Origin of the sequence: Polynucleobacter sp. MWH-UH35A (assembly GCF_018687075.1) — a bacterium.
GTDB lineage: Bacteria > Pseudomonadota > Gammaproteobacteria > Burkholderiales > Burkholderiaceae > Polynucleobacter.
In genome coordinates this window covers 1,654,297-1,673,610 of the sequence record NZ_CP061285.1, presented here as the reverse complement: position 1 = coordinate 1,673,610, position 19,314 = coordinate 1,654,297, and the positions used below count along the sequence as shown (strand labels likewise).

Below are 19,314 nucleotides of genomic sequence, written 5' to 3'. Positions count from 1 at the left end.
TAAAAAGTATTTCCGTATTATTTTTTCTTGGCTCTGCGTTTTTTCACGGCAGTTGCAAGACGCTCTAGAACTTTTACAGAGTCATCCCAATTGATGCAAGCGTCGGTAATGCTCTTGCCGTATTCCAATGTATTTGGATCATCTTTGCCTGGGGTAAATTTCTGAGCGCCATCATTTAAATGACTCTCTACCATTACACCAAAAATATGATGTGAGCCAGATTCAATTTGCTGTGCCACATCGTCAGCAACAACAATTTGACGCTCATGTTTTTTGCTTGAATTGGCATGTGAAAGGTCAACCATCAAACTGGCTGGAAGCTTGGCTGCTTCAAGCTCAGAGCAGGCTGCCTGGACAAATTTGGCTTCGTAGTTTGGCTCTTTGCCGCCACGCAAAATCACGTGGCAATCTTTATTACCTTTGGTTTCCACTACTGATACTTGACCATTCTTGTGAACAGATAAGAAGTGATGTGGACGGCCCGCTGCTTGAATAGCATCAGTAGCAATTTTGATATTGCCATCAGTACCATTCTTAAATCCGATGGGCGCCGATAAACCTGAAGCGAGTTCGCGATGAACTTGGCTCTCAGTAGTGCGTGCACCAATTGCCCCCCAAGAAATGAGGTCTGCAATATATTGCGGTGAAATCACGTCCAAGAATTCGCTGCCTGCTGGCATGCCGAGGCGATTAATTTCCATGAGCACCTGGCGAGCAAGGCGCAAGCCTTCTTCAATGCGATAGCTCTCATCTAAGTAAGGGTCATTAATTAAACCCTTCCAACCAACGGTAGTGCGTGGTTTTTCAAAATACACGCGCATCACAATTTCTAGTTCGCCAGCAAAGCGTTCGCGTTCAGCTAAGAGACGCTGACAGTATTCCAAAGCTGCTCTAGGATCATGAATGGAGCATGGTCCGATGATGACAAGTAAACGATCATCTTTGCCATGAATAATGTCACGGATCTTCTTGCGAGTTTTGCTAATCAATGCCTCAGTCGGTGTTCCGGAGATAGGAAAGAAGCGGATTAAATGCTCTGGCGGTGGCAGAACAGAAATGTTATCAATGCGTTGATCGTCAGTATCCGAGGTCTTGTCGACAGCGGAGTACCAATTGGCGGGATTCGTATTTTGTTGGCTCATCTGGCTATTTTAAGCCGTAATTAGCCGATCTCAGGCGGTCCCACCTACGGTCAGGCTATCAATCCGCAGAGTGGGCTGTCCAACCCCGACAGGAACGCTTTGTCCTTCCTTGCCGCAGACCCCTACCCCGCCATCGAGCTTGAGGTCATTTCCGATCATAGAAACTTGTTTTAGGGATTCTGGGCCACTACCAATGATGGTGGCGCCTTTGACGGGGTATTGGATCTTGCCATTCTCAACCCAGTAGGCCTCCGAGGCAGAAAATACAAATTTTCCACTTGTGATATCTACCTGACCGCCGCCAAAATTGACCGCATACAAGCCGCGCTTAATGCTTGCCACGATTTCTTGGGGATCATCTTTGCCAGCCAGCATATAGGTATTGGTCATGCGCGGCATTGGTAGAGAGGCAAAGCTCTCACGGCGACCATTACCGGTGAGCGGCATATTCATCAGGCGGGCATTCAGGCTATCTTGGATATACCCTTTTAAAATGCCATCTTCAATCAGGGTGGTGCATTGAGTGGGTGTGCCTTCATCGTCAACATTTAATGAGCCTCTACGTCCAGCTAGTGTGCCGTCATCAACAACAGTGACACCTTTGGCGGCAACGCGCTGGCCAATCCGATCAGCGAAAGCAGAGGACCCTTTGCGATTAAAGTCACCTTCAAGACCATGACCTACAGCTTCATGCAATAAAACGCCAGGCCAACCAGGTCCCATCACTACGGTCATTGGTCCAGCAGGTGCTGGGCGAGACTCGAGATTCACAAGAGCTCCATCTACCGCTTCATCAACGTAGCGATTAATGAGTTCTGTATCGAAGTAGAGGTAGTCATGACGTGCACCACCACCAGAAGATCCAGATTCACGACGACCATTTTGCTCTGCAATCACATGCACTGAAACGCGCACTAGTGGGCGAACATCAGCAGCTAATAAGCCATCTGCGCGCACTACTAAAACAACATCGAACTCACCAGCCAAGCTTGCCATGACCTGAATGATGCGTGGATCACGTGCTTTAGCACGACGCTCAATACTTTCTAGTAGCGCAATTTTTTCCTTGGGCTGAAGCGAATCCAAGGGGTTGATATCTGAGTAAAGTGTGTTGGATACCGGGTGAAATAATTTGCTAGCAACCGCTTGCTTGCCACCTTCGGGGCCAATCACGCGAGTCGCTTTCGCTGCTTTATTTAAGGCCTCTAAGTTGATTTCGTCTGAGTAGGCGAAAGCGGTCTTGTCGCCATAAATAGCTCGTACCCCAACACCTTGATCAATATTGAAGCTGCCTGATTTGACGATGCCCTCCTCGAGGCTCCAGCTTTCACTACGAGTGTGTTGGAAGTAAAGATCCGCATCATCAAGGCGGTGGGCAAATAGGTTGCCAAAGGTATGGTGTAAATCTTGCTCCGATAAACCGGTAGGCTCAAGTAAGATGGATTTGGCTAATTTAATGAGGTCTGCTTGTTTTTTGGCTTTGGTCCAATTTGCGGGAAAAAGTGCGTCTGGTGCGGTCATAAGATTCGGCGGATCTTTCTTTAAAGCTTGCGATGTGCAAGTGCAGGTAACTTAGAGCGTACCTCGTTTAATTTATCTTTGCACAATACACCTGAAATAAAGCCTTCTCCCTCGGGAAGATTGGTCATGACGCTACCCCATGGATCAATCAACATGCTGTTACCCCAGGTGCGACGTTGGTTTTGATGTTTGCCACCTTGTGCAGATGCGAGTACATAACATTGATTTTCAATCGCTCGGGCACGCAAGAGAATTTCCCAGTGATCCTTGCCAGTCGTATAGGTAAAAGCGGCCGGGATGATATGGCAGTCTACTTTCCCCAAGGTCCGGTACAGTTCTGGAAAGCGCAGGTCATAACAAATACTTAAACCAAAAGTCCAATCATTTCCATCAATAGAAAGTTTTAAGAGGCCCGGCACATTTCCTGCCTCAATCGTTTCCGACTCTTGGTAGCGCTCAGTCTCAGTCTGAAAGCCAAACAAATGAATCTTGTCATAACGAGAAATGACTTGGCCGGCAGGATCAAAGACAAGGGTGGTATTGAGTACCTTATTTGAATCTTTAGCTTCCAGAGGAATGGTGCCCGCTACCAGGTACAAATCGTTTTCTTTGGCAATTTGAGAAAGTCGCTCTTGAATAGGACCATTTCTGAAGTCTTCTCTGGCGTGGACTTTGTCGGTATCTTTTAGTCCCATCAAGCAAAAATATTCTGGCAGTACGGCTAACTGCGCACCATCTGCGGCAGCTGCCGCAATGAGTCTGCTCGCAGTAGAGAGGTTCTCTTGCACGTCAGGAGTAGATACCATCTGAATCGAAGAAATCTTGAGTTCTGCGCTGCTAGCTGATGTGCTCATGATCTATTGGTTAGGAGTATTGGTAGGATTGCTTTGTGGGCCCGTGGTGCTATTCGGTTTACTTTGTTCTTTGAGCAATTCCTTGCTGCGAATCGTATCTAACGTTTTGGTGTCAATTGGCTGACCCTTTTGATCCAAAGGGATTACCTCTGGATTCTCCCACGACCCTTGAACTAAGTAGTCGGACTGAAGATTACGATTGATTTGACTGGTGATTAAGTACTGACCAACTAATGCGCCAAGGCCAACAATTGGGTTAATAGCAAAGGCAGCAAGTGAGCCCGCAGTAGCATCAATCGTTGGGAAAATAGTGACACGTAAATCCTGTGTTTGTTTGGGAATATTAATTTGCCCAATCATAGCAACCCGAGCCTGATCTAAGCCCATCGTAAATTGCTTGGCTTGTGCAACACCAGCGCTGATATCAAAAGAGGCGTCGATTGTATTAAAAGGGGTTCCTTTGGTAACAATATTTCCTAGGCTTCCTTTTAGATCAAATGTGGCAAATCTAAATAAACTTTGCAAACTGAGAACATCAAGCAATTTGGCGCCACTAGTATTGACCTCCAAAAGGCGTCCCTTTTCCAGGTTTAAGGTTGCCTTGCCCGCTAAAGTTTCATAGTTGGGGTTAAAGGGAGGGCCATCCCAATCCGCATTCACATTTAGCTTGCCTTGACCGCCTTCTACCGACTTTTGGTTAGTCCAGTGCCCAATAATCTGTCCAGCATCTTTAATATTGAGATCGACATTTAAGTTTGTATGAGAGGGTGTATTTTGTGTGCCCCCAGCCCATCGACCTGTAAGAGTTGAGTTTCCTTGGGGGTTACTGAATTGAATTGAGTCGATATTGAGGACGTTGCCAGTGGTTTTGGTTTTAATCTTTACTTGCCCAAGTTGAGCCTTATTCCACTCAAAGTCATCAATAGTTAAATCAATGCTCGGTATTGATCCTGGCTCAATCTTATTTTTTATTACCGGATTTTTTTGAACTTGCTTTGAAGGTGCAGGTGTGATGGCGATTGCTTCCGGGATTTTTAGGCGTGTTAGTCGTCCACTAATGAGATCGCTAGTTGTTGACTGTGACGCAGGTTGATATTGAATATTGCCAGCAACCTGAGGAGATCCTCTTAAGCGGATTTGCCATGCAGAATTTTTATTATTTGCTGTTAGGTTTAAATCCTGCCAGATTCGGTCAAACAAAGTTAATTGTTTGACTTGGGCTGCGATCTGAATGTTATTTGAATTATTGGGTTGTGGCCCGGCATTTTTTCTGCTTTGGGAGCTAAGAAACGATTGCCAAAGATCTAAGTTCAACTCATTGCTTGCTAGATTAAGCTGAAACCCTTCTTGGGGAGGGGTGGCGGGTATTCCAATTCCCACAGCATGACGCAGGGTGTCGTTAGTCGCTATCTCACCTTGAATGAAGTAAGTATCACCAATCTTTCCATCCCAAGAGAATCGACTTGTATTAGCTTTGCTCTTTGCAAAGGTCTTGATGATAAGGTTGCCAGACATTGCGCTTCCAGCTTGTTTTTTCATGGGCGGGGGAGCATTGCTGCCCCAATCCCGCATATCGAGCTTTAAGTTGGTTTCGCTATTGCCTTTATTAAAGCTGATAGTGCCGTCGTATCTTGCCACTCCGCTGAAAGCTTGCAAGATCGGGAGTGTCTCTACTGCGGTATCGCTTGCAAAGTAATCCCTAATAAATTTTGCGGATACATCTCCCGATATGTCATAGATATTGGCAGCTTGCTTAGACGTGGCGCTTGAAATTTTGATGGCTCCACCAAGAAAATTGGCGGTGATATCTTCAAACTCTGGATTAACTTCAGTGATTCGAATTTTTCCTTTGAGATTTTCGAATGGTGGCAGTTCACCCCATTGAACTCGATTGCCAGGAAAGCGTATTTGAATGTCGGTGTTGGTATCTCCGCTGCCAGTTAACGGAATCTTCAGACCAAGGTTTAAGTTGGTGGGCCCGGTTATCTTGAGATTACGCTCAAGCCCAATCTGTTTTTTACCAACCGGTGAGGCAAATAAATAGTCTAATAATTGAGGGGCATCGCCTTGTGCCTCGCCATTGACGGTGAGCAGTAATTGCTTTGCGCTAACACTGGGGATATCCGCATGGAATTTACTGAGAACCACTTGTTTGTAGTTTGCTTGATCAATGTCTACCGAGAGGTTGGCGTTCTGCATAGCAAGCACACCATTGACTTTATTGAATGCAGGCCAAACTCCTTGAGCGGGTGAGGAGGTGGGGGCAGGATTGAAAGTGGCCCCAGCAATGGGCAGGTTGAGCGTAAACTCCCCTGTGCCTGCTTTAGAAAAAGGTACTGCATTGGGGTCGCCCTTAATATGCAGATTCCCTTTTTTAATCACCCCTGCATCAAATGCTTTGCTTAAATATGTTTTTGCCTCGCTACCCATGCCAACTGGCAGATAGCGGTATGCGGTTTTTAGATTGGCTTGAGCAAAGTCCATATCTAGAGTCATATAGTCCGGCTTTTTAGCCTCGCCAATGATGTAGTTGATATTGAGTGTGGTTGAAATCTCAGAATTACCGAGCTCTAACTGCTTTGCATTAATGACCCAATTGCCTTTTTGCTTCGACCAGGATATTTGACCACTTGCTTGATCCAGTTGAATTTTGGGGTCAACCAAGAAGTCGTTTACCTCAACCTCAAGGCCATTCGATTTAATGGAGAAGCTCCCCTTATTTTGATCGGCAGTTAGGAAGCCAGAGAGTTTTTTCACTGAGGGCATAGATTTATTAATGCCAACAAAACTTAAATCAATGAGTTTTCCGCTGACCGTGAAATCTAATTTGTTTGACTTAAACCATCCTCCGGGAATATTGAGGGCCGATAAGGGTGACTTGCTTTCCGACCAATTGATATCCAGATCTTGTAGTTCGCCATCCGCTTTCGAGGCCTTTATCCATTGATGAACTTTTTTCGACAGCGGTAGATTCAATGCAAATAAGGCGACATCTTCCACCAGAATTTTTGGAGATGAAAATCCAAACTCTTTAATTTCTCCATCCCCAGTTGGCGGTCTCCAGCGGAAGGTCATCGGGCTTAAATTTTCTAGCGGCGTTGATTTGGGGCTATCAATATCACGCCAAGCAAATGATTTAGTTGTGACAGCTATCAAACCACTCTCAGTTTCTTGAGTGAGGTGAGTTTCTAATCTTCCGAGTGCAATCGCATCCTCATCTTTGGATAGCTGGATGGTGAGGTTGTCTGCTGCTAAATAAATTTCTCCGCCATCTGGATTGCCATTATCAATTTTTAGTTTTCCATTGGAATTCAGAATTCCCTCAAGCGTATTGAGAGGAAGAGCAAAGTCACCAGCCATTTGACTTAGTTGTAGTTCATTGAGATTCCAGGAAACGGTTCCAATCCAGTCGCGCCAATTGCCAGCTTGACCGCCGATGTGATGGACTAAATCAATATCTACCGTGAGCGGGCCTTTGGTCCAGGGTGTGGTTGCGCTCAGTGAGCCTTTGTGGCTGCGAATGCCATTGCTTAAGGATAGGCTCTGGACTTGGATCGACGTGGTTGCTTTCTTCTTAAGCTGATCATCCCAAAAGAGTTTCACGTCGCTAATGCGAATTTCATTTTGAGCAAAGAGCCAATTCTCAGCAGAATAGTCATTCGGTTTGCCATCAATAGAAACGCCAGCAATGGTAACGACACCTTTGCTACTGCGTTGCGCATAAATTTCAGCATTTTCAATATTGAGTTCATGAAAATACGGTTCAAGATGATAGAAGGACGTCCAACTGAGTTGCCCATTTATTTTTTGAATAAATAAGAGTGGTCTTGATTGATTGGGTCCGTTGAAACGCAAACCCTCCACTTCAAAATTGGGTCTTATGCCTGTCCAGGAGACTTGTAAAGAGTCCATTGAAACGTCGGCACCCATTCGTGCGCTCATGAGTCTTTCAACGGCAGCTTTGGATTTCTCAATTTGGGGCCAAAGTACAAAGCGCACTCCAATATGCCCGAGCACAAAAAGGGCAAAAGTTACTCCAGCCAAAATCAAGATGCGCTTACGCCAAGCCCGACTCGAACCTTGGGGACGTTTAGCAAGCACGCTCTTGAGGCGAGGCGGAATAATGTTTTGCAGCATGGCCCCTATTATCCGTCACCCTAGGATTGATCGCCAAGCTTCTGGCGGGGGTTTCCAGGGTCGGATTAAGATGGGGGGGATGGATCATTTTCCCCAACAAATCAATTTTTTAGAGCGGCATTCCACTTATGCGCGACGCTGGCTTGCTGCTCACCCAGAATGGCTTGAGTGGCTTCACATTCAGGGTCAGAAAAAAGTTGATTTGCAGGGTATTAGGGAATTATTGGAAGAATGTCGTATTGGCCCCTCATCCAGCGAGCAGGATGAGGCCGAGTGGATGGCAAGCTTACGACTTGCTAGACAGCGTTTAATGTTGTGGGTGGCGTTCCGAGATTTAAACGGTAAAGCTGACTTATCAGAAGTGACTTATGCACTCAGCCATTTTGCTGAGTTGGCAATCTCTGCATCGATTGCCTATATTCGAGAAGATCTCAAAAATCGTTTTGGCCTACCTTGGAGCAAAACAACCCAATCTGAAATGCCGCTCATGGTTGTCGGTATGGGCAAATTGGGTGGTCTCGAGCTAAACCTTTCATCTGATATTGATCTCATCTTTTTATATGAGCACGAGGGCGAAACTACGGGTGGCCCAAAAAGCTTGTCTTATCAAGAATGGTTTACTCGTATGGGTAAGCGGCTGATAAAGCTTCTTGCTGAGCATGATGCAAATGGATTTGTATTTCGGGTGGATATGCGCCTACGTCCTAATGGGGATTCGGGCCCCTTAGTTTGTAGTTTGGATATGCTGGAAGAGTATCTATTGGTTCAGGGTCGAGAGTGGGAGCGCTACGCCTGGATTAAGGGTAGATTAGTGGCGCCTTTGCCAGAATCTCCAGATTTTGCTCATTGTCAAAAAGAGCTCGACCAGCTGATTCGCCCCTTCGTGTATCGCAGACATTTAGATTACGGTGTGATTGCCTCTATTCGTGATTTGCATGCACAAATTCAAGCGGAAGCAGAAAAGCGATCCTCGGGCCATCAAGGGCGATCTCGTGATATTAAATTGGGGCGTGGTGGTATCCGAGAGATTGAGTTTTTAGCGCAAATGTTTCAGCTCATGCGAGGCGGTACTGATCCGCGCTTTAGGATTCGTCCGAGTTTAGAGGTGTTAGATCACATCAAGCATTGCAGCATCTTGCCGCCCCAAGAAGTGGAGGCGCTGCAGGCTGCTTATGTTTTCTTGCGGCGTTTAGAGCATCGCATTCAGGTATGGGATGACCAGCAAACTCACTACCTTCCTGATGACGAGGATGTACGCGCACGCTTAGCCGTTGCAATGCAAGGACATGATGCGAATGTAAACACGTTTATGTCCGAATTAGAGCGCCATCAAAATAATGTCGCTCAGCTTTTTGAAAAAGCATTTCTATTAGATGATGCTGCGCGCCTTGAGATTGCCCCTTTGGCATTAGGTTGGACTCCGGATCAGCAATTTTTCCCCAATTCCTGTGAGCGATGGCAAGCATGGACTGATAGTCCAAAACAAAAACTTTTGCCAGAGAAGAGTCGTTTAATTTTTGATAACTTGATGTGCAAAGCAGCTCAAAGTTTGCAGAGTGGGGGTTCTGATTCCGCAAATGCTGACCAGACACTATTACGCTTCTTTAATTTGCTTGAGGCGATTGCAAGACGCAGTGCATACCTTTCCATCTTGGCTGAGTACCCTCGGGCGCTTGCCAATGTACTGGATCTGCTCAAGGCCTCCCAGTGGGGGGCTCAATACCTAACGCGTCATCCCCATTTGCTTGATCATCTCTTGAACTCTCAAACCGAAAGAGCTTTGATCGAGAATCCAGAGCAATATTGGTGTGAGGTAAAAGCCAATCTCAATATGCGGCTGGATGATGCGATGGCCGAGGGTGATGGATCTGAGCAGGCAATGGATATTTTGCGAGTTACTCACCACAATGAAACCTTTATTACGCTACTAACAGACCTGGGGATTGGTGTTCAGCAAGCACTGCCAGTAGAAAGGGTTAGCGATCATTTATCTACGTTGGCAGATTTAATTCTTCAGGCTACTTTTGAGCGTATCTGGCCAAGCGTGGCTCAGAAGTTTGAATTACCAGCGCAAGTTAGCCCACCATTTGCCGTTATTTCCTATGGTAAGTTGGGCGGCAAAGAATTGGGCTATGCCTCAGATCTGGATATTATCTTTTTGTTCCAAGCAGAAGAGTCTGATTATGCGGCCCAAGAAATTTATGCGCTGCTAGCAAAGCGAATGATCAATTGGCTCACTGCATTTACTTCCACAGGTAGCCTATTTGAAATTGATACACGGCTTCGGCCCAATGGTTCAGCAGGATTCCTGGTAACGAATGCCGATGCCTTTAAGAAATACCAACTTCGCCAGGGTGACAATGCTGCTTGGGTCTGGGAGCATCAAGCCCTTACGCGAGCACGCTTTTCGGCTGGCAATCCTGATGTGGGTTCCTTCTTTGATTCTGTTCGTTCAGAGGTTTTAACCCAGCAACGCAATATTGAACAGCTGCGCGCAGAGATTTTAGAAATGCGTCGCAAGGTGCATGCGGGTCATCCTAACGCAAATCCAGAGTTCGACTTGAAACATGACGCTGGCGGTATGGTGGATATTGAATTTATTGTCCAGTTTTTGGTATTAGCCTATGCTCATAAGCACTCTCGGCTTGTAGGTAATTTAGGCAATATTGCTTTATTGCATATTGCTGGAGATGTTGGCTTGATAACTCCGGATGCTGCGCAATCTGTTGGGGATGCTTATCGTCTATTAAGAGCACATCAACATCGCATGCGTTTAGATGGCGCAGAAAAAACCCGCATTAACTTGGAGAGCGAACCGGAGCTCATTACCGCAAGAGACTCAGTGCAGGCGCTTTGGCTGGAAATATTTAAGGCTCCATCCAATATCAACTAGAAGGATTATTTTTTAATAATTGCTTTAGTTTTGCTCTAGAAGTTCTCGAGCATGCCTGCGGGTGGTATCGGTAATCGTTGCGCCACCAAGCATACGAGCAACTTCCTCGACTCGTTCGGCTCTGCCTAATATATGTACTTGCGACACGGTCTTATCACCGTTTTGTGATTTGCTGACCTTTAGGTGGTGATTGCCTTGAGCGGCGACCTGTGGCAAATGGGTTACGCATAAGATTTGGTGAGACTGGCCTAATTGGTGCAATAGCTTGCCAACGGTCTCCGCAACTGCCCCGCCAATGCCGGCATCGACTTCGTCAAAGATGAGTGTTGGTGTGAAAGAGGCTTTGCTGGTAATCACACTGATTGCCAAACTTATGCGTGCTAACTCACCCCCAGAGGCTACTTTTGCAAGCGAGCGAGGAGTGCTACCGGCATGGCCTGCAACCAAGAATTCAATTTGCTCAAGACCATGCGATCCACCTTCATTGAGGGGTGCTAGTGCAATTTCTAAGCGACCGCCAGCCATAGATAAATCTTGCATGGCGCTCGTTACTAAATCACCTAATTCTTTGGCAGCCTTGCTACGTTTTTGAGAAAGTTGTTTTGCCAGTTTTAAATAAGCCGCTTCCTCATGCTTTACTTGTTCTCGAAGTGCTTCAATATTTTGGGAGGCTGTTAAAGCGTCAAGCCGTTCTGAGGTCTCTGAAAGAAGTCTGGGCAGATCATCCGCTTCAGTGCGGTACTTCCGAGCGGCGCTATGCAATGCTTGCATGCGCTCTTCTACTTGAGCAAGACGGGCTGGATCTAAGTCAATCTTTTGTAGGTAGCGATTCAGTCCATGAATTGCTTCGTCTAACTGAATATTGGCTGACTCTAGAGCTTGGCTGACTTCGCTAAGGGCTGGATCATGTTCTGCTAGGCCGCCCACGCTGAGGCACACTTTCGAAAGGGTCGATTCAATAGAGTTGTCGGCGTCGCTCAATATTTCAATCGCTTCTTGGCAACCACCAATTAACTTTGCTCCGTTTGCTAGGCGACCATGTTCATTTTGAATGCTGAGCCATTCGCCCTCTTGTGGAGAAAGCTCAGAGAGCTCCTCAAGTTGCCATTCAAGTCGCTCTCGTTCGCGTTCAACATCCTGCCCTGCGTTTTCTGCTTGCTCAAGACGACGACGAGAATCGGCTAATGTTTTAAATGCTTGTGCTACATCTGTCGCTAGTGGTAACAAGTTGGCATGGCGATCTAAAAGTTCGCGTTGTGCCCCACCTTTTAATAGAAGTTGGTGTGCATGTTGCCCATGAATATCGACAAGTTGATCACCAGCTTCGCGTAATTGCGCTAAGGTCGCAACACTGCCATTGATAAATGCACGGCTACGACCATTCACTTCCACCGTTCTTTTTAGCAATAAGCTTTGGCCATCATCTTCCAATGGAAACCCTTGGGTATCTAGCCATTGGCTAAAAGACTCCTGTAATTCAGGCTCAATGCGAAAGAGTGCAGAAATTTCTGCGCGGTTACTGCCTTCGCGTATTTGACTACTATCCGCGCGCTCACCCAGAACGAGCCCAAGCGCATCCAGCAGAATAGATTTACCGGCACCCGTCTCTCCGGTAAGCACAGTAAAGCCACTTGAGAAATCTAGCTCAAGCTGGTCAACAATGACAAAGTCACGAAGTGAGATGGTTTGAAGCATGTATTAGCGTAGCAAAAAACACGACATCAGAATGTCGATGGGTACTCATTCCAGTGCAGCTTTTCGCGCAAGGTTTTGTAGTCACTGTGATTGCTTGGATGAAGTAGGTCAATTGTTTTTTGAGATTGACGAACTTCAATCTTGTCACCGCTTTGTAAATTAGTTTGAGATTGCATATCAAAATTGACAATCACCTCGCGACCATCCACAACTTCAATGACGGTGACACTATCTTGTGGCAAAACAATCGGGCGGTTAGAGAGGGAGTGTGGGGCAATTGGTGCCAACAAGATGCCCGCTACATGTGGGTGCAAAATGGGTCCGCCAGCAGATAAGGCATAAGCAGTTGAGCCAGTTGGGGTTGAAACGATTAACCCATCGGAACGTTGGTTATACATAAACGAGCCATTCACCCGCACTGCTAACTCAACCATCCCTGAGATACCAGAGCGATTGACAACTACATCGTTCAGTGCGAGCGCACGATTAATTTCTTTGCCATTGCGAAGAACGACTGCATCTAACAAGGTACGCGTATCCGCTTCGTAATCGCCCGCAATCATTTTTGGCAGGGTGGTGTGAACGGATTGGATTGGAATATCCGTCATGTAGCCGAGTCGGCCCATATTGATACCAACCAACGGAACATTGCTGCCCGCTAACTGCCGAGCGATGCCGAGCATGGTGCCGTCACCCCCTAAAACAACCACTAGGTCAATTTGCCCGGCGAAGTCTCGAGCCGTTTTGGTTGGGTAGCCAGAAAGGGCGAGATGGGTGGCTGTATCAAACTCAATAAAGGCCTCACAACCCAAGTCAGCCAGCAATTTAGCCAAGTCTTTAAGGTGATCCTCAATGCCATCAGCCTGGTATTTACCGACAAGCGCAACTCGGCTGAATGCCTTTTTGCTGGAATTTGGGGATGGGCTTAACATATAACGATTAAACCATAGGCATAAAATCCCTTCCACCATGGATGAACGTTCCCGAGCTCTACTAAAAACCCTCATCGAGCGCTATATCGAGGAGGGTCAGCCTATTGGCTCCCGAACGCTATCCAGATTCTCGGGTTTAGACCTTTCTGCAGCCACTATACGTAATGTGATGGCTGATTTGGAGGACATGGGGCTCGTTACTAGCCCCCACACTTCTGCAGGCCGTATTCCCACCCCCCGAGGCTATCGCTTATTTGTGGACACGATGGTGACAGTGCGTCCCTTGGAGGCAATGGCTGCTCGAGAGGTTGAAAGGGGCCTTCTGCCCGATTCTCCGCAAAGGGTTTTGAACTCCGCAGCACAGATTTTGTCGAATTTGACACATTTTGCTGGGGTAGTGATGACGCCTAAGCGGGCTCAGGTTTTTAAACATATTGAGTTCTTACGCTTGGGTGAGGGCAAGATTTTGCTCATCATGGTCACACCAGAGGGCGATGTGCAAAATCGTATCTTGCCAACAACGCAGGATTACACGCCTAGCCAACTCATCGAAGCGGGTAATTTTATTAATACCCATTTTGCTGGAAAAAGTTTTGAGCAGGTGCGCTTGCATTTGAAATCCGAGCTCGATAGTTTGCGTACTGATATTTCTGGATTGATGGCATTGGCTTTACAAAGCGGGGTTGCTGATTACGATATGAGTCGTGGAGATATGGTGCTATCTGGTGAGCGACGTTTACTAAATGTTGGTGATTTAAGCTCAAACCTTGATAAGTTGCGTAAGATGTTTGATATGTTGGAGCAAAAATCAGTGCTCATGCAACTACTTGATGTCTCGAGTCATGCAGATGGCATTCAAATTTTTATTGGCGGTGAAAGTGATTTATTGCCATACGAAGATCTTGCTGTAATTAGTGCCCCTTATAGCGTTGACGGGCAGGTAGTGGGAACTCTTGGCGTCATTGGCCCAACCCGTATGGCATACGACAGAGTGATTCCTATTGTCGATATCACCTCAAAATTATTATCGGGCGCCCTAAGTTCCTAAACTTAGGCCAAACTTTTTGTATTTAAAAATTATTAATAGAGACTAATGACCTTGAATCAGAATCCGCACTTACGCGCATCTAAAACCGCTGTCCTATTGTTGAATTTAGGAACGCCATCTGAACCAACAGCGAAAGCGGTACGCGCATATTTAAAAGAGTTTCTTTCTGATCCTCGCGTAGTAGAAATTCCACGCATTATTTGGTGGTGTATTTTGAATGGCATTATTTTGCCAATTCGTAGTGGTGCCTCGGCAAAAAAGTATGCCTCTATTTGGTTGCCAAAACTGGGTTCCCCATTAATGCACTACTCACGCTTACAAGCAAAAGAGTTAGGCGATCAATTTGCCAATGAGGGCCATACTGTCTTGGTCGATTTAGCGATGCGCTATGGCCAACCATCTACGCAAGCTGTGCTGGAGGGCCTTAAGGCGCAAGGCATGGGGCGTTTATTGCTCTTGCCTTTGTACCCTCAATATTCAGCCACCACTACAGCCTCTAGCTTTGATGAAGTCTTTCGTGTTTTAAGTACTTGGCGTGATCAGCCTGAATTGCGCCTAGTAAAGCACTATCACGACAATCCCGCTTACATTTTTGCATTACGTGATCAAGTCTTGTCGAGCTGGGATAAAGATGGGCGCCCCGATTTTGACAAGGGTGATCGTTTGGTAATGTCGTTTCATGGTTTGCCAAAACGCAATCTAATGAAGGGTGACCCCTACCATTGCGAGTGCTTAAAAACTGGGCGTTTACTCGGAGAGTCATTAGGTTTAGTGCCCGGCCAATACCTTGTGACTTTTCAATCGCGCTTTGGTAAGGCGGAGTGGTTAAAGCCATACACGGCTCCAACGATTGAAAAGCTGGCGAAAGAGGGTTGCCAGCGCATTGATATTTTCTGCCCAGGATTTCCGGCAGATTGTTTAGAAACGCTAGAAGAGATCGCGATGGAAGCTCGTGAAATCTTCTTAGAGCATGGTGGTAAGGACTATCGCTATATTCCCTGCTTAAACAGCAACCCTAAGTGGATTGAGGCTCTAAGCGATATCGCTCACCATCATTTGCAAGGCTGGTCTTTGGGTGTGGAGTCTGAAGCGGATTTGGCTAAGCGTGCTGAAAGAGCGGAGCAGGCCGAGAGAATGAAGTCTTGAAATTCAATGATTCGACCCCATATTGCAAAGTAACAGCCATCTTTAGAGAAAAGTAAAATAGCGTCTATGACACAAGAAAATCAAAACCCATCCTCGGAACAAGAAAATCCTGCGGTAGAACCAGCTGCCGAATCTGTTGCAGAAGCTCCGGCTGTAAAAACACCTGAGCAGGAAATTGCTGAGCTCAATCAAAAAATTGGGGAGTTGCAGGATAACTTTTTACGTGCAAAAGCGGAGGGTGAAAACATTCGCCGCCGTGCTGTGGAAGATATTGCTAAAGCGCACAAGTTTGCAATTGAAAGTTTTGCAGAGCATTTAGTGCCTGTCACAGATAGTCTTTATGCTGCATTAAGCACTGATGCTGGTGACGCCAAAGCATTCAAAGAGGGCTTAGAGATCACCCTCAAGCAATTACTCTCCGCCTTTGAAAAGGGCCGCATGACCGAAATTAACCCTGCGGTTGGCGATAAATTCGACCCGCATCATCACCAGGCGATTGCTTCGGTGCCCTCTGAACAAGAGTCCAATACTGTGGTTTCAGTGCTTCAAAGGGGCTATACCGTGGCAGATCGTGTCCTTAGGCCGGCTTTGGTGACGGTTAGCGCCCCGAAATAAGTTAGAAAACGGGGGCAAAACCCTAAAACAAGCATAAAAAAGGCAGATTTCTGCCTTTTTTGCTCTTTATCCCCTTGAAATCCCCTTTTTAGACCCCATTTACTGGGTATCGAAATATTCATTAGTACAACAAAACAATTTAATTTTTTGGAGCAATTATGGGAAAGATTATCGGTATCGACTTAGGAACCACGAATTCATGCGTTTCAGTCGTTGAAAACAATGCGCCTAAAGTTGTTGAGAACGCCGAAGGCGCTCGCACAACTCCGTCCATCATCGCTTACGTTGAAGATGGCGAAGTATTGGTTGGTGCGCCCGCAAAGCGTCAGTCAGTAACCAATCCTAAAAACACCATCTACGCAGTGAAGCGTTTGATGGGTCGTAAATTTACAGATCCTGAAGTGCAAAAAGATATTGGCTTGATGCCGTATGCCATTATTCAAGCAGACAATGGCGACGCTTGGGTTGAGGCGCGCGACAAGAAGATGGCGCCACAGCAAGTGTCCGCTGAAATATTGCGCAAGATGAAGAAAACTGCCGAAGATTACCTCGGCGAAGAGGTGACAGAGGCAGTGATTACTGTTCCTGCTTACTTCAATGACAGCCAACGTCAAGCAACTAAAGATGCTGGCCGTATTGCTGGTTTGGATGTCAAGCGCATCATTAACGAACCAACTGCAGCTGCTTTGGCATTTGGCCTCGACAAGCAAGACAAAGTAGATCGCAAGATCGCCGTATATGACTTGGGTGGCGGTACATTCGACGTTTCCATTATTGAGATTGCTAACGTAGACGGTGAGAAGCAGTTTGAAGTGCTCTCTACTAACGGCGATACATTCTTGGGTGGTGAAGACTTCGACCAGCGCATCATTGACTGGATCATTGCCGAGTTCAAGAAAGAGCAGGGCGTTGATTTGAGCAAAGACGTATTGGCATTGCAACGTTTGAAAGACGCTGCTGAAAAAGCCAAGATCGAATTGTCATCTGCACAACAAACAGAAATCAACTTGCCATACGTGACAGCTGATGCTAGCGGTCCTAAGCATTTGAATCTGAAGTTAACTCGCGCCAAGCTAGAGTCTTTAGTGGAAGAGTTGATCAACCGTACCGCTGGTCCTTGCTTAACTGCAATTAAAGATGCTGGCGTGAATGTGGCTGACATTGACGATGTTATTTTGGTCGGCGGTCAAACACGTATGCCTGCAGTTCAAGACAAAGTGAAAGAAATCTTTGGTAAAGAGCCACGTAAAGACGTTAACCCGGATGAAGCTGTTGCTGTCGGTGCTGCAATTCAGGGTTCTGTGTTGTCTGGTGATCGTAAGGACGTATTGCTCTTGGATGTTACCCCATTGTCATTAGGTATCGAAACTCTTGGTGGCGTAATGACCAAGATGATTCCGAAGAACACAACGATTCCTACCAAGCATTCACAGGTTTACTCTACTGCGGAAGATAACCAGCCGGCTGTAACCATCAAGTGCTATCAAGGTGAACGCGAGATGGCTGCTGCTAACAAGTTGCTTGGCGAATTTAACCTCGAAGGTATTGCACCTGCGCAACGCGGTATGCCACAAATTGAAGTGACCTTTGATATTGATGCCAACGGTATTTTGCACGTAACAGCAAAAGACAAAAACACTGGCAAAGAGAACAAAATCACCATCAAGGCAAACTCTGGTTTGACTGAAGAAGAAATTCAACGCATGGTGAAGGATGCTGAGGCAAATGCTGCTGAAGATAAGAAGGCGCTTGAGTTGGTAACCGCACGCAATACTGCTGATGCTTTGGCTCACTCAACCAAGAAAGCCTTAGAAGAGCATGGTGCTAGCTTAGAAGCTTCTGAAAAAGAAGCGATTGAAGCGGCCTTGAAGGACTTGGACGAAGCAATCAAAGGTAGCGATAAAGAAGCTATTGAAGCTAAGACAGAGGCTTTGGGTAAAGCAAGTCAGAAGTTGGTTGAAAAGGTCATGGCAGCAGAGCAAGCTAAAGCTGGCGGTGCTGCGCCTGGTGCAGCCCCTGGTGGTGCGCAGCAAGCAGCTCCTGACGCTGATGTTGTAGACGCTGATTTCAAAGAGGTTGATGACAAGAAGTAATTCTGAAATCAGACATTGATTAACGTAGTTTTGATGTACTTCAATAACAAGTCGGCCTCGTGCCGACTTGTGCCATTCAGGTTGTTGAGAGGAATAGGCCGTGCCTAAAAGTAAACGCGATTTTTATGAAGTTCTGGGTGTGTCAAAAGGTGCCAGTGATGATGAGTTGAAAAAAGCTTATCGCAAACTGGCGATGAAATACCACCCTGATCGCAATCCCGATAGCAAAACGGCTGAGGCGCAATTCAAAGAGGCCAAGGAAGCCTACGAGACACTCACTGACCCCAATAAGCGCGCTGCTTATGACCAATATGGTCACGCTGGTGTGGATCCCTCAATGGGCGGCGGTTTTGGTGGAGGTGGTTTTGGCGGCGGAGGTTTTGCTGATGCGTTTGGCGATATCTTCGGCGACATTTTTGGCCAAGGCGGTGGTCGCCAGTCCGGTCCTCAAGTCTATAAAGGCGCCGATCTGCGCTACAACATGGACATTACACTTGAGCAGGCTGCTGAAGGCTATACAACCCAAATTCGGGTTCCTAGTTGGAGCAATTGCAAGCCTTGTCATGGTACTGGCGCTGAGCCGGGATCTAAAGCGGAGACATGTACTACTTGTAATGGGCATGGTCAGGTGCGTGTACAACAAGGCTTTTTTTCCATGCAACAAACTTGTCCCAAGTGCCGCGGCACTGGCGAGTACATTCCTAAGCCATGTAAAACCTGTCATGGCACAGGTAAACACAAAGAACAAAAAACACTTGAAATCAAAATACCGGCCGGTATCGACGATGGCATGCGCGTGCGTTCCGTTGGCAATGGTGAGCCAGGCATTAATGGTGGTCCATCCGGTGATCTTTATGTAGAAGTACGGGTGAAGCCACATAAAGTCTTTGAGCGTGATGGCAGTGACTTGCATGTGCAAATGCCAATCTCTTTTGCTACAGCAACGATTGGTGGCGAGATCGAAGTGCCAACACTTGCGGGGCGCGTGGAGTTCCCCATTCCTGAAGGCACTCAAACTGGCAAGACATTCCGTTTGCGTAACAAAGGCATCAAGGGCCTGCGCTCATCTTTGGTGGGCGATCTATTTGTGCACGTTTTGGTTGAAACGCCTGTCAAGCTAACTGATGAACAAAAGAAATTACTGCAGAAGTTTGATGACAGTCTAAAGTCCGGCGGGGACAAACATAGCCCTCAACAAAAGGGCTGGTTTGACGGTGTGAAGAGTTTCTTTAGCTAAT

12 protein-coding genes are annotated in these 19,314 nt (G+C 46.6%); 6 read left to right on the top strand and 6 right to left on the bottom strand.

Going from position 1 to position 19,314, the window contains the following annotated elements; all coding sequences use genetic code 11:
- Positions 1–17: 17 nt before the first annotated feature.
- Genes ICV36_RS08705 through ICV36_RS08690 form a run of 4 tightly spaced genes read right to left on the bottom strand, consistent with a single transcriptional unit; the run spans position 18 to position 7,654 of the window.
- Positions 18–1,142 carry a 3-deoxy-7-phosphoheptulonate synthase gene (locus ICV36_RS08705; protein ID WP_215400302.1) on the bottom strand — a complete coding sequence of 375 codons (1,125 nt, stop codon included), beginning with the start codon at positions 1,140–1,142 and terminating at the stop codon, positions 18–20.
- Between the two features lie 30 nt (positions 1,143–1,172).
- Positions 1,173–2,663, bottom strand: coding sequence for a metalloprotease TldD (gene tldD / locus ICV36_RS08700; RefSeq protein WP_251374993.1), 1,491 nt, complete (start codon positions 2,661–2,663; stop codon positions 1,173–1,175).
- A gap of 20 nt (positions 2,664–2,683) precedes the next feature.
- The gene (locus tag ICV36_RS08695; RefSeq protein ID WP_371743223.1) at positions 2,684–3,520 is read right to left on the bottom strand and encodes a carbon-nitrogen hydrolase family protein; all 837 of its coding nucleotides are present in this window, start codon (positions 3,518–3,520) and stop codon (positions 2,684–2,686) included.
- Positions 3,521–7,654, bottom strand: coding sequence for a YhdP family protein (locus ICV36_RS08690; protein WP_251374991.1), 4,134 nt, complete (start codon positions 7,652–7,654; stop codon positions 3,521–3,523).
- Here ICV36_RS08690 and glnE point away from each other — a divergent pair.
- Complete coding sequence (gene glnE, locus ICV36_RS08685; RefSeq protein ID WP_251374989.1) at positions 7,653–10,547, top strand: bifunctional [glutamate--ammonia ligase]-adenylyl-L-tyrosine phosphorylase/[glutamate--ammonia-ligase] adenylyltransferase; 2,895 nt, start codon at positions 7,653–7,655, stop codon at positions 10,545–10,547. The two genes, ICV36_RS08690 and glnE, sit on opposite strands and share 2 nt — an antisense overlap.
- Positions 10,548–10,571: 24 nt before the next feature.
- Here glnE and recN read toward each other — a convergent pair whose 3' ends face one another.
- Positions 10,572–12,242 carry a DNA repair protein RecN gene (gene recN, locus ICV36_RS08680; protein WP_215400300.1) on the bottom strand — a complete coding sequence of 557 codons (1,671 nt, stop codon included), beginning with the start codon at positions 12,240–12,242 and terminating at the stop codon, positions 10,572–10,574.
- Between the two features lie 26 nt (positions 12,243–12,268).
- A complete protein-coding gene (locus tag ICV36_RS08675; protein WP_215400299.1) occupies positions 12,269–13,174 on the bottom strand; it encodes an NAD kinase in 906 nt (301 codons plus the stop codon).
- 37 nt (positions 13,175–13,211) lie between these two features.
- On the opposite strand from ICV36_RS08675, the gene hrcA reads away from it, so the two are divergent.
- The 5 genes from hrcA (at position 13,212) to dnaJ (ending at position 19,313) form a co-directional block, all read left to right on the top strand.
- Positions 13,212–14,222 carry a heat-inducible transcriptional repressor HrcA gene (hrcA, locus tag ICV36_RS08670; RefSeq protein WP_215400298.1) on the top strand — a complete coding sequence of 337 codons (1,011 nt, stop codon included), beginning with the start codon at positions 13,212–13,214 and terminating at the stop codon, positions 14,220–14,222.
- 45 nt (positions 14,223–14,267) lie between these two features.
- Positions 14,268–15,368: a ferrochelatase gene (gene hemH / locus ICV36_RS08665; protein ID WP_251374987.1), complete on the top strand. Its 1,101-nt coding sequence runs from the start codon at positions 14,268–14,270 to the stop codon at positions 15,366–15,368.
- Between the two features lie 66 nt (positions 15,369–15,434).
- A complete protein-coding gene (gene grpE, locus ICV36_RS08660; protein WP_215400297.1) occupies positions 15,435–15,983 on the top strand; it encodes a nucleotide exchange factor GrpE in 549 nt (182 codons plus the stop codon).
- 158 nt (positions 15,984–16,141) lie between these two features.
- Complete coding sequence (gene dnaK / locus ICV36_RS08655) at positions 16,142–18,076, top strand: molecular chaperone DnaK (protein WP_215400296.1); 1,935 nt, start codon at positions 16,142–16,144, stop codon at positions 18,074–18,076.
- A 100-nt stretch (positions 18,077–18,176) separates the two neighbouring features.
- Positions 18,177–19,313, top strand: a complete 1,137-nt coding sequence (gene dnaJ / locus ICV36_RS08650; protein ID WP_215400295.1) for a molecular chaperone DnaJ — start codon at positions 18,177–18,179, stop codon at positions 19,311–19,313.
- Position 19,314 lies beyond the last annotated feature (1 nt).

Bases quoted from the DNA above. Each gene is read 5' to 3' on its own strand.
- ICV36_RS08705 (WP_215400302.1), bottom strand. From the start codon at position 1,142: ATGAGCCAACAAAATACGAATCCCGCCAATTGGTACTCCGCTGTCGAC.
- tldD (WP_251374993.1), bottom strand. From the start codon at position 2,663: ATGACCGCACCAGACGCACTTTTTCCCGCAAATTGGACCAAAGCCAAA.
- glnE (WP_251374989.1), top strand. From the start codon at position 7,653: ATGGCCCCTATTATCCGTCACCCTAGGATTGATCGCCAAGCTTCTGGC.
- ICV36_RS08690 (WP_251374991.1), bottom strand. From the start codon at position 7,654: ATGCTGCAAAACATTATTCCGCCTCGCCTCAAGAGCGTGCTTGCTAAA.
- recN (WP_215400300.1), bottom strand. From the start codon at position 12,242: ATGCTTCAAACCATCTCACTTCGTGACTTTGTCATTGTTGACCAGCTT.
- ICV36_RS08675 (WP_215400299.1), bottom strand. From the start codon at position 13,174: ATGTTAAGCCCATCCCCAAATTCCAGCAAAAAGGCATTCAGCCGAGTT.
- hrcA (WP_215400298.1), top strand. From the start codon at position 13,212: ATGGATGAACGTTCCCGAGCTCTACTAAAAACCCTCATCGAGCGCTAT.
- hemH (WP_251374987.1), top strand. From the start codon at position 14,268: ATGACCTTGAATCAGAATCCGCACTTACGCGCATCTAAAACCGCTGTC.
- grpE (WP_215400297.1), top strand. From the start codon at position 15,435: ATGACACAAGAAAATCAAAACCCATCCTCGGAACAAGAAAATCCTGCG.
- dnaK (WP_215400296.1), top strand. From the start codon at position 16,142: ATGGGAAAGATTATCGGTATCGACTTAGGAACCACGAATTCATGCGTT.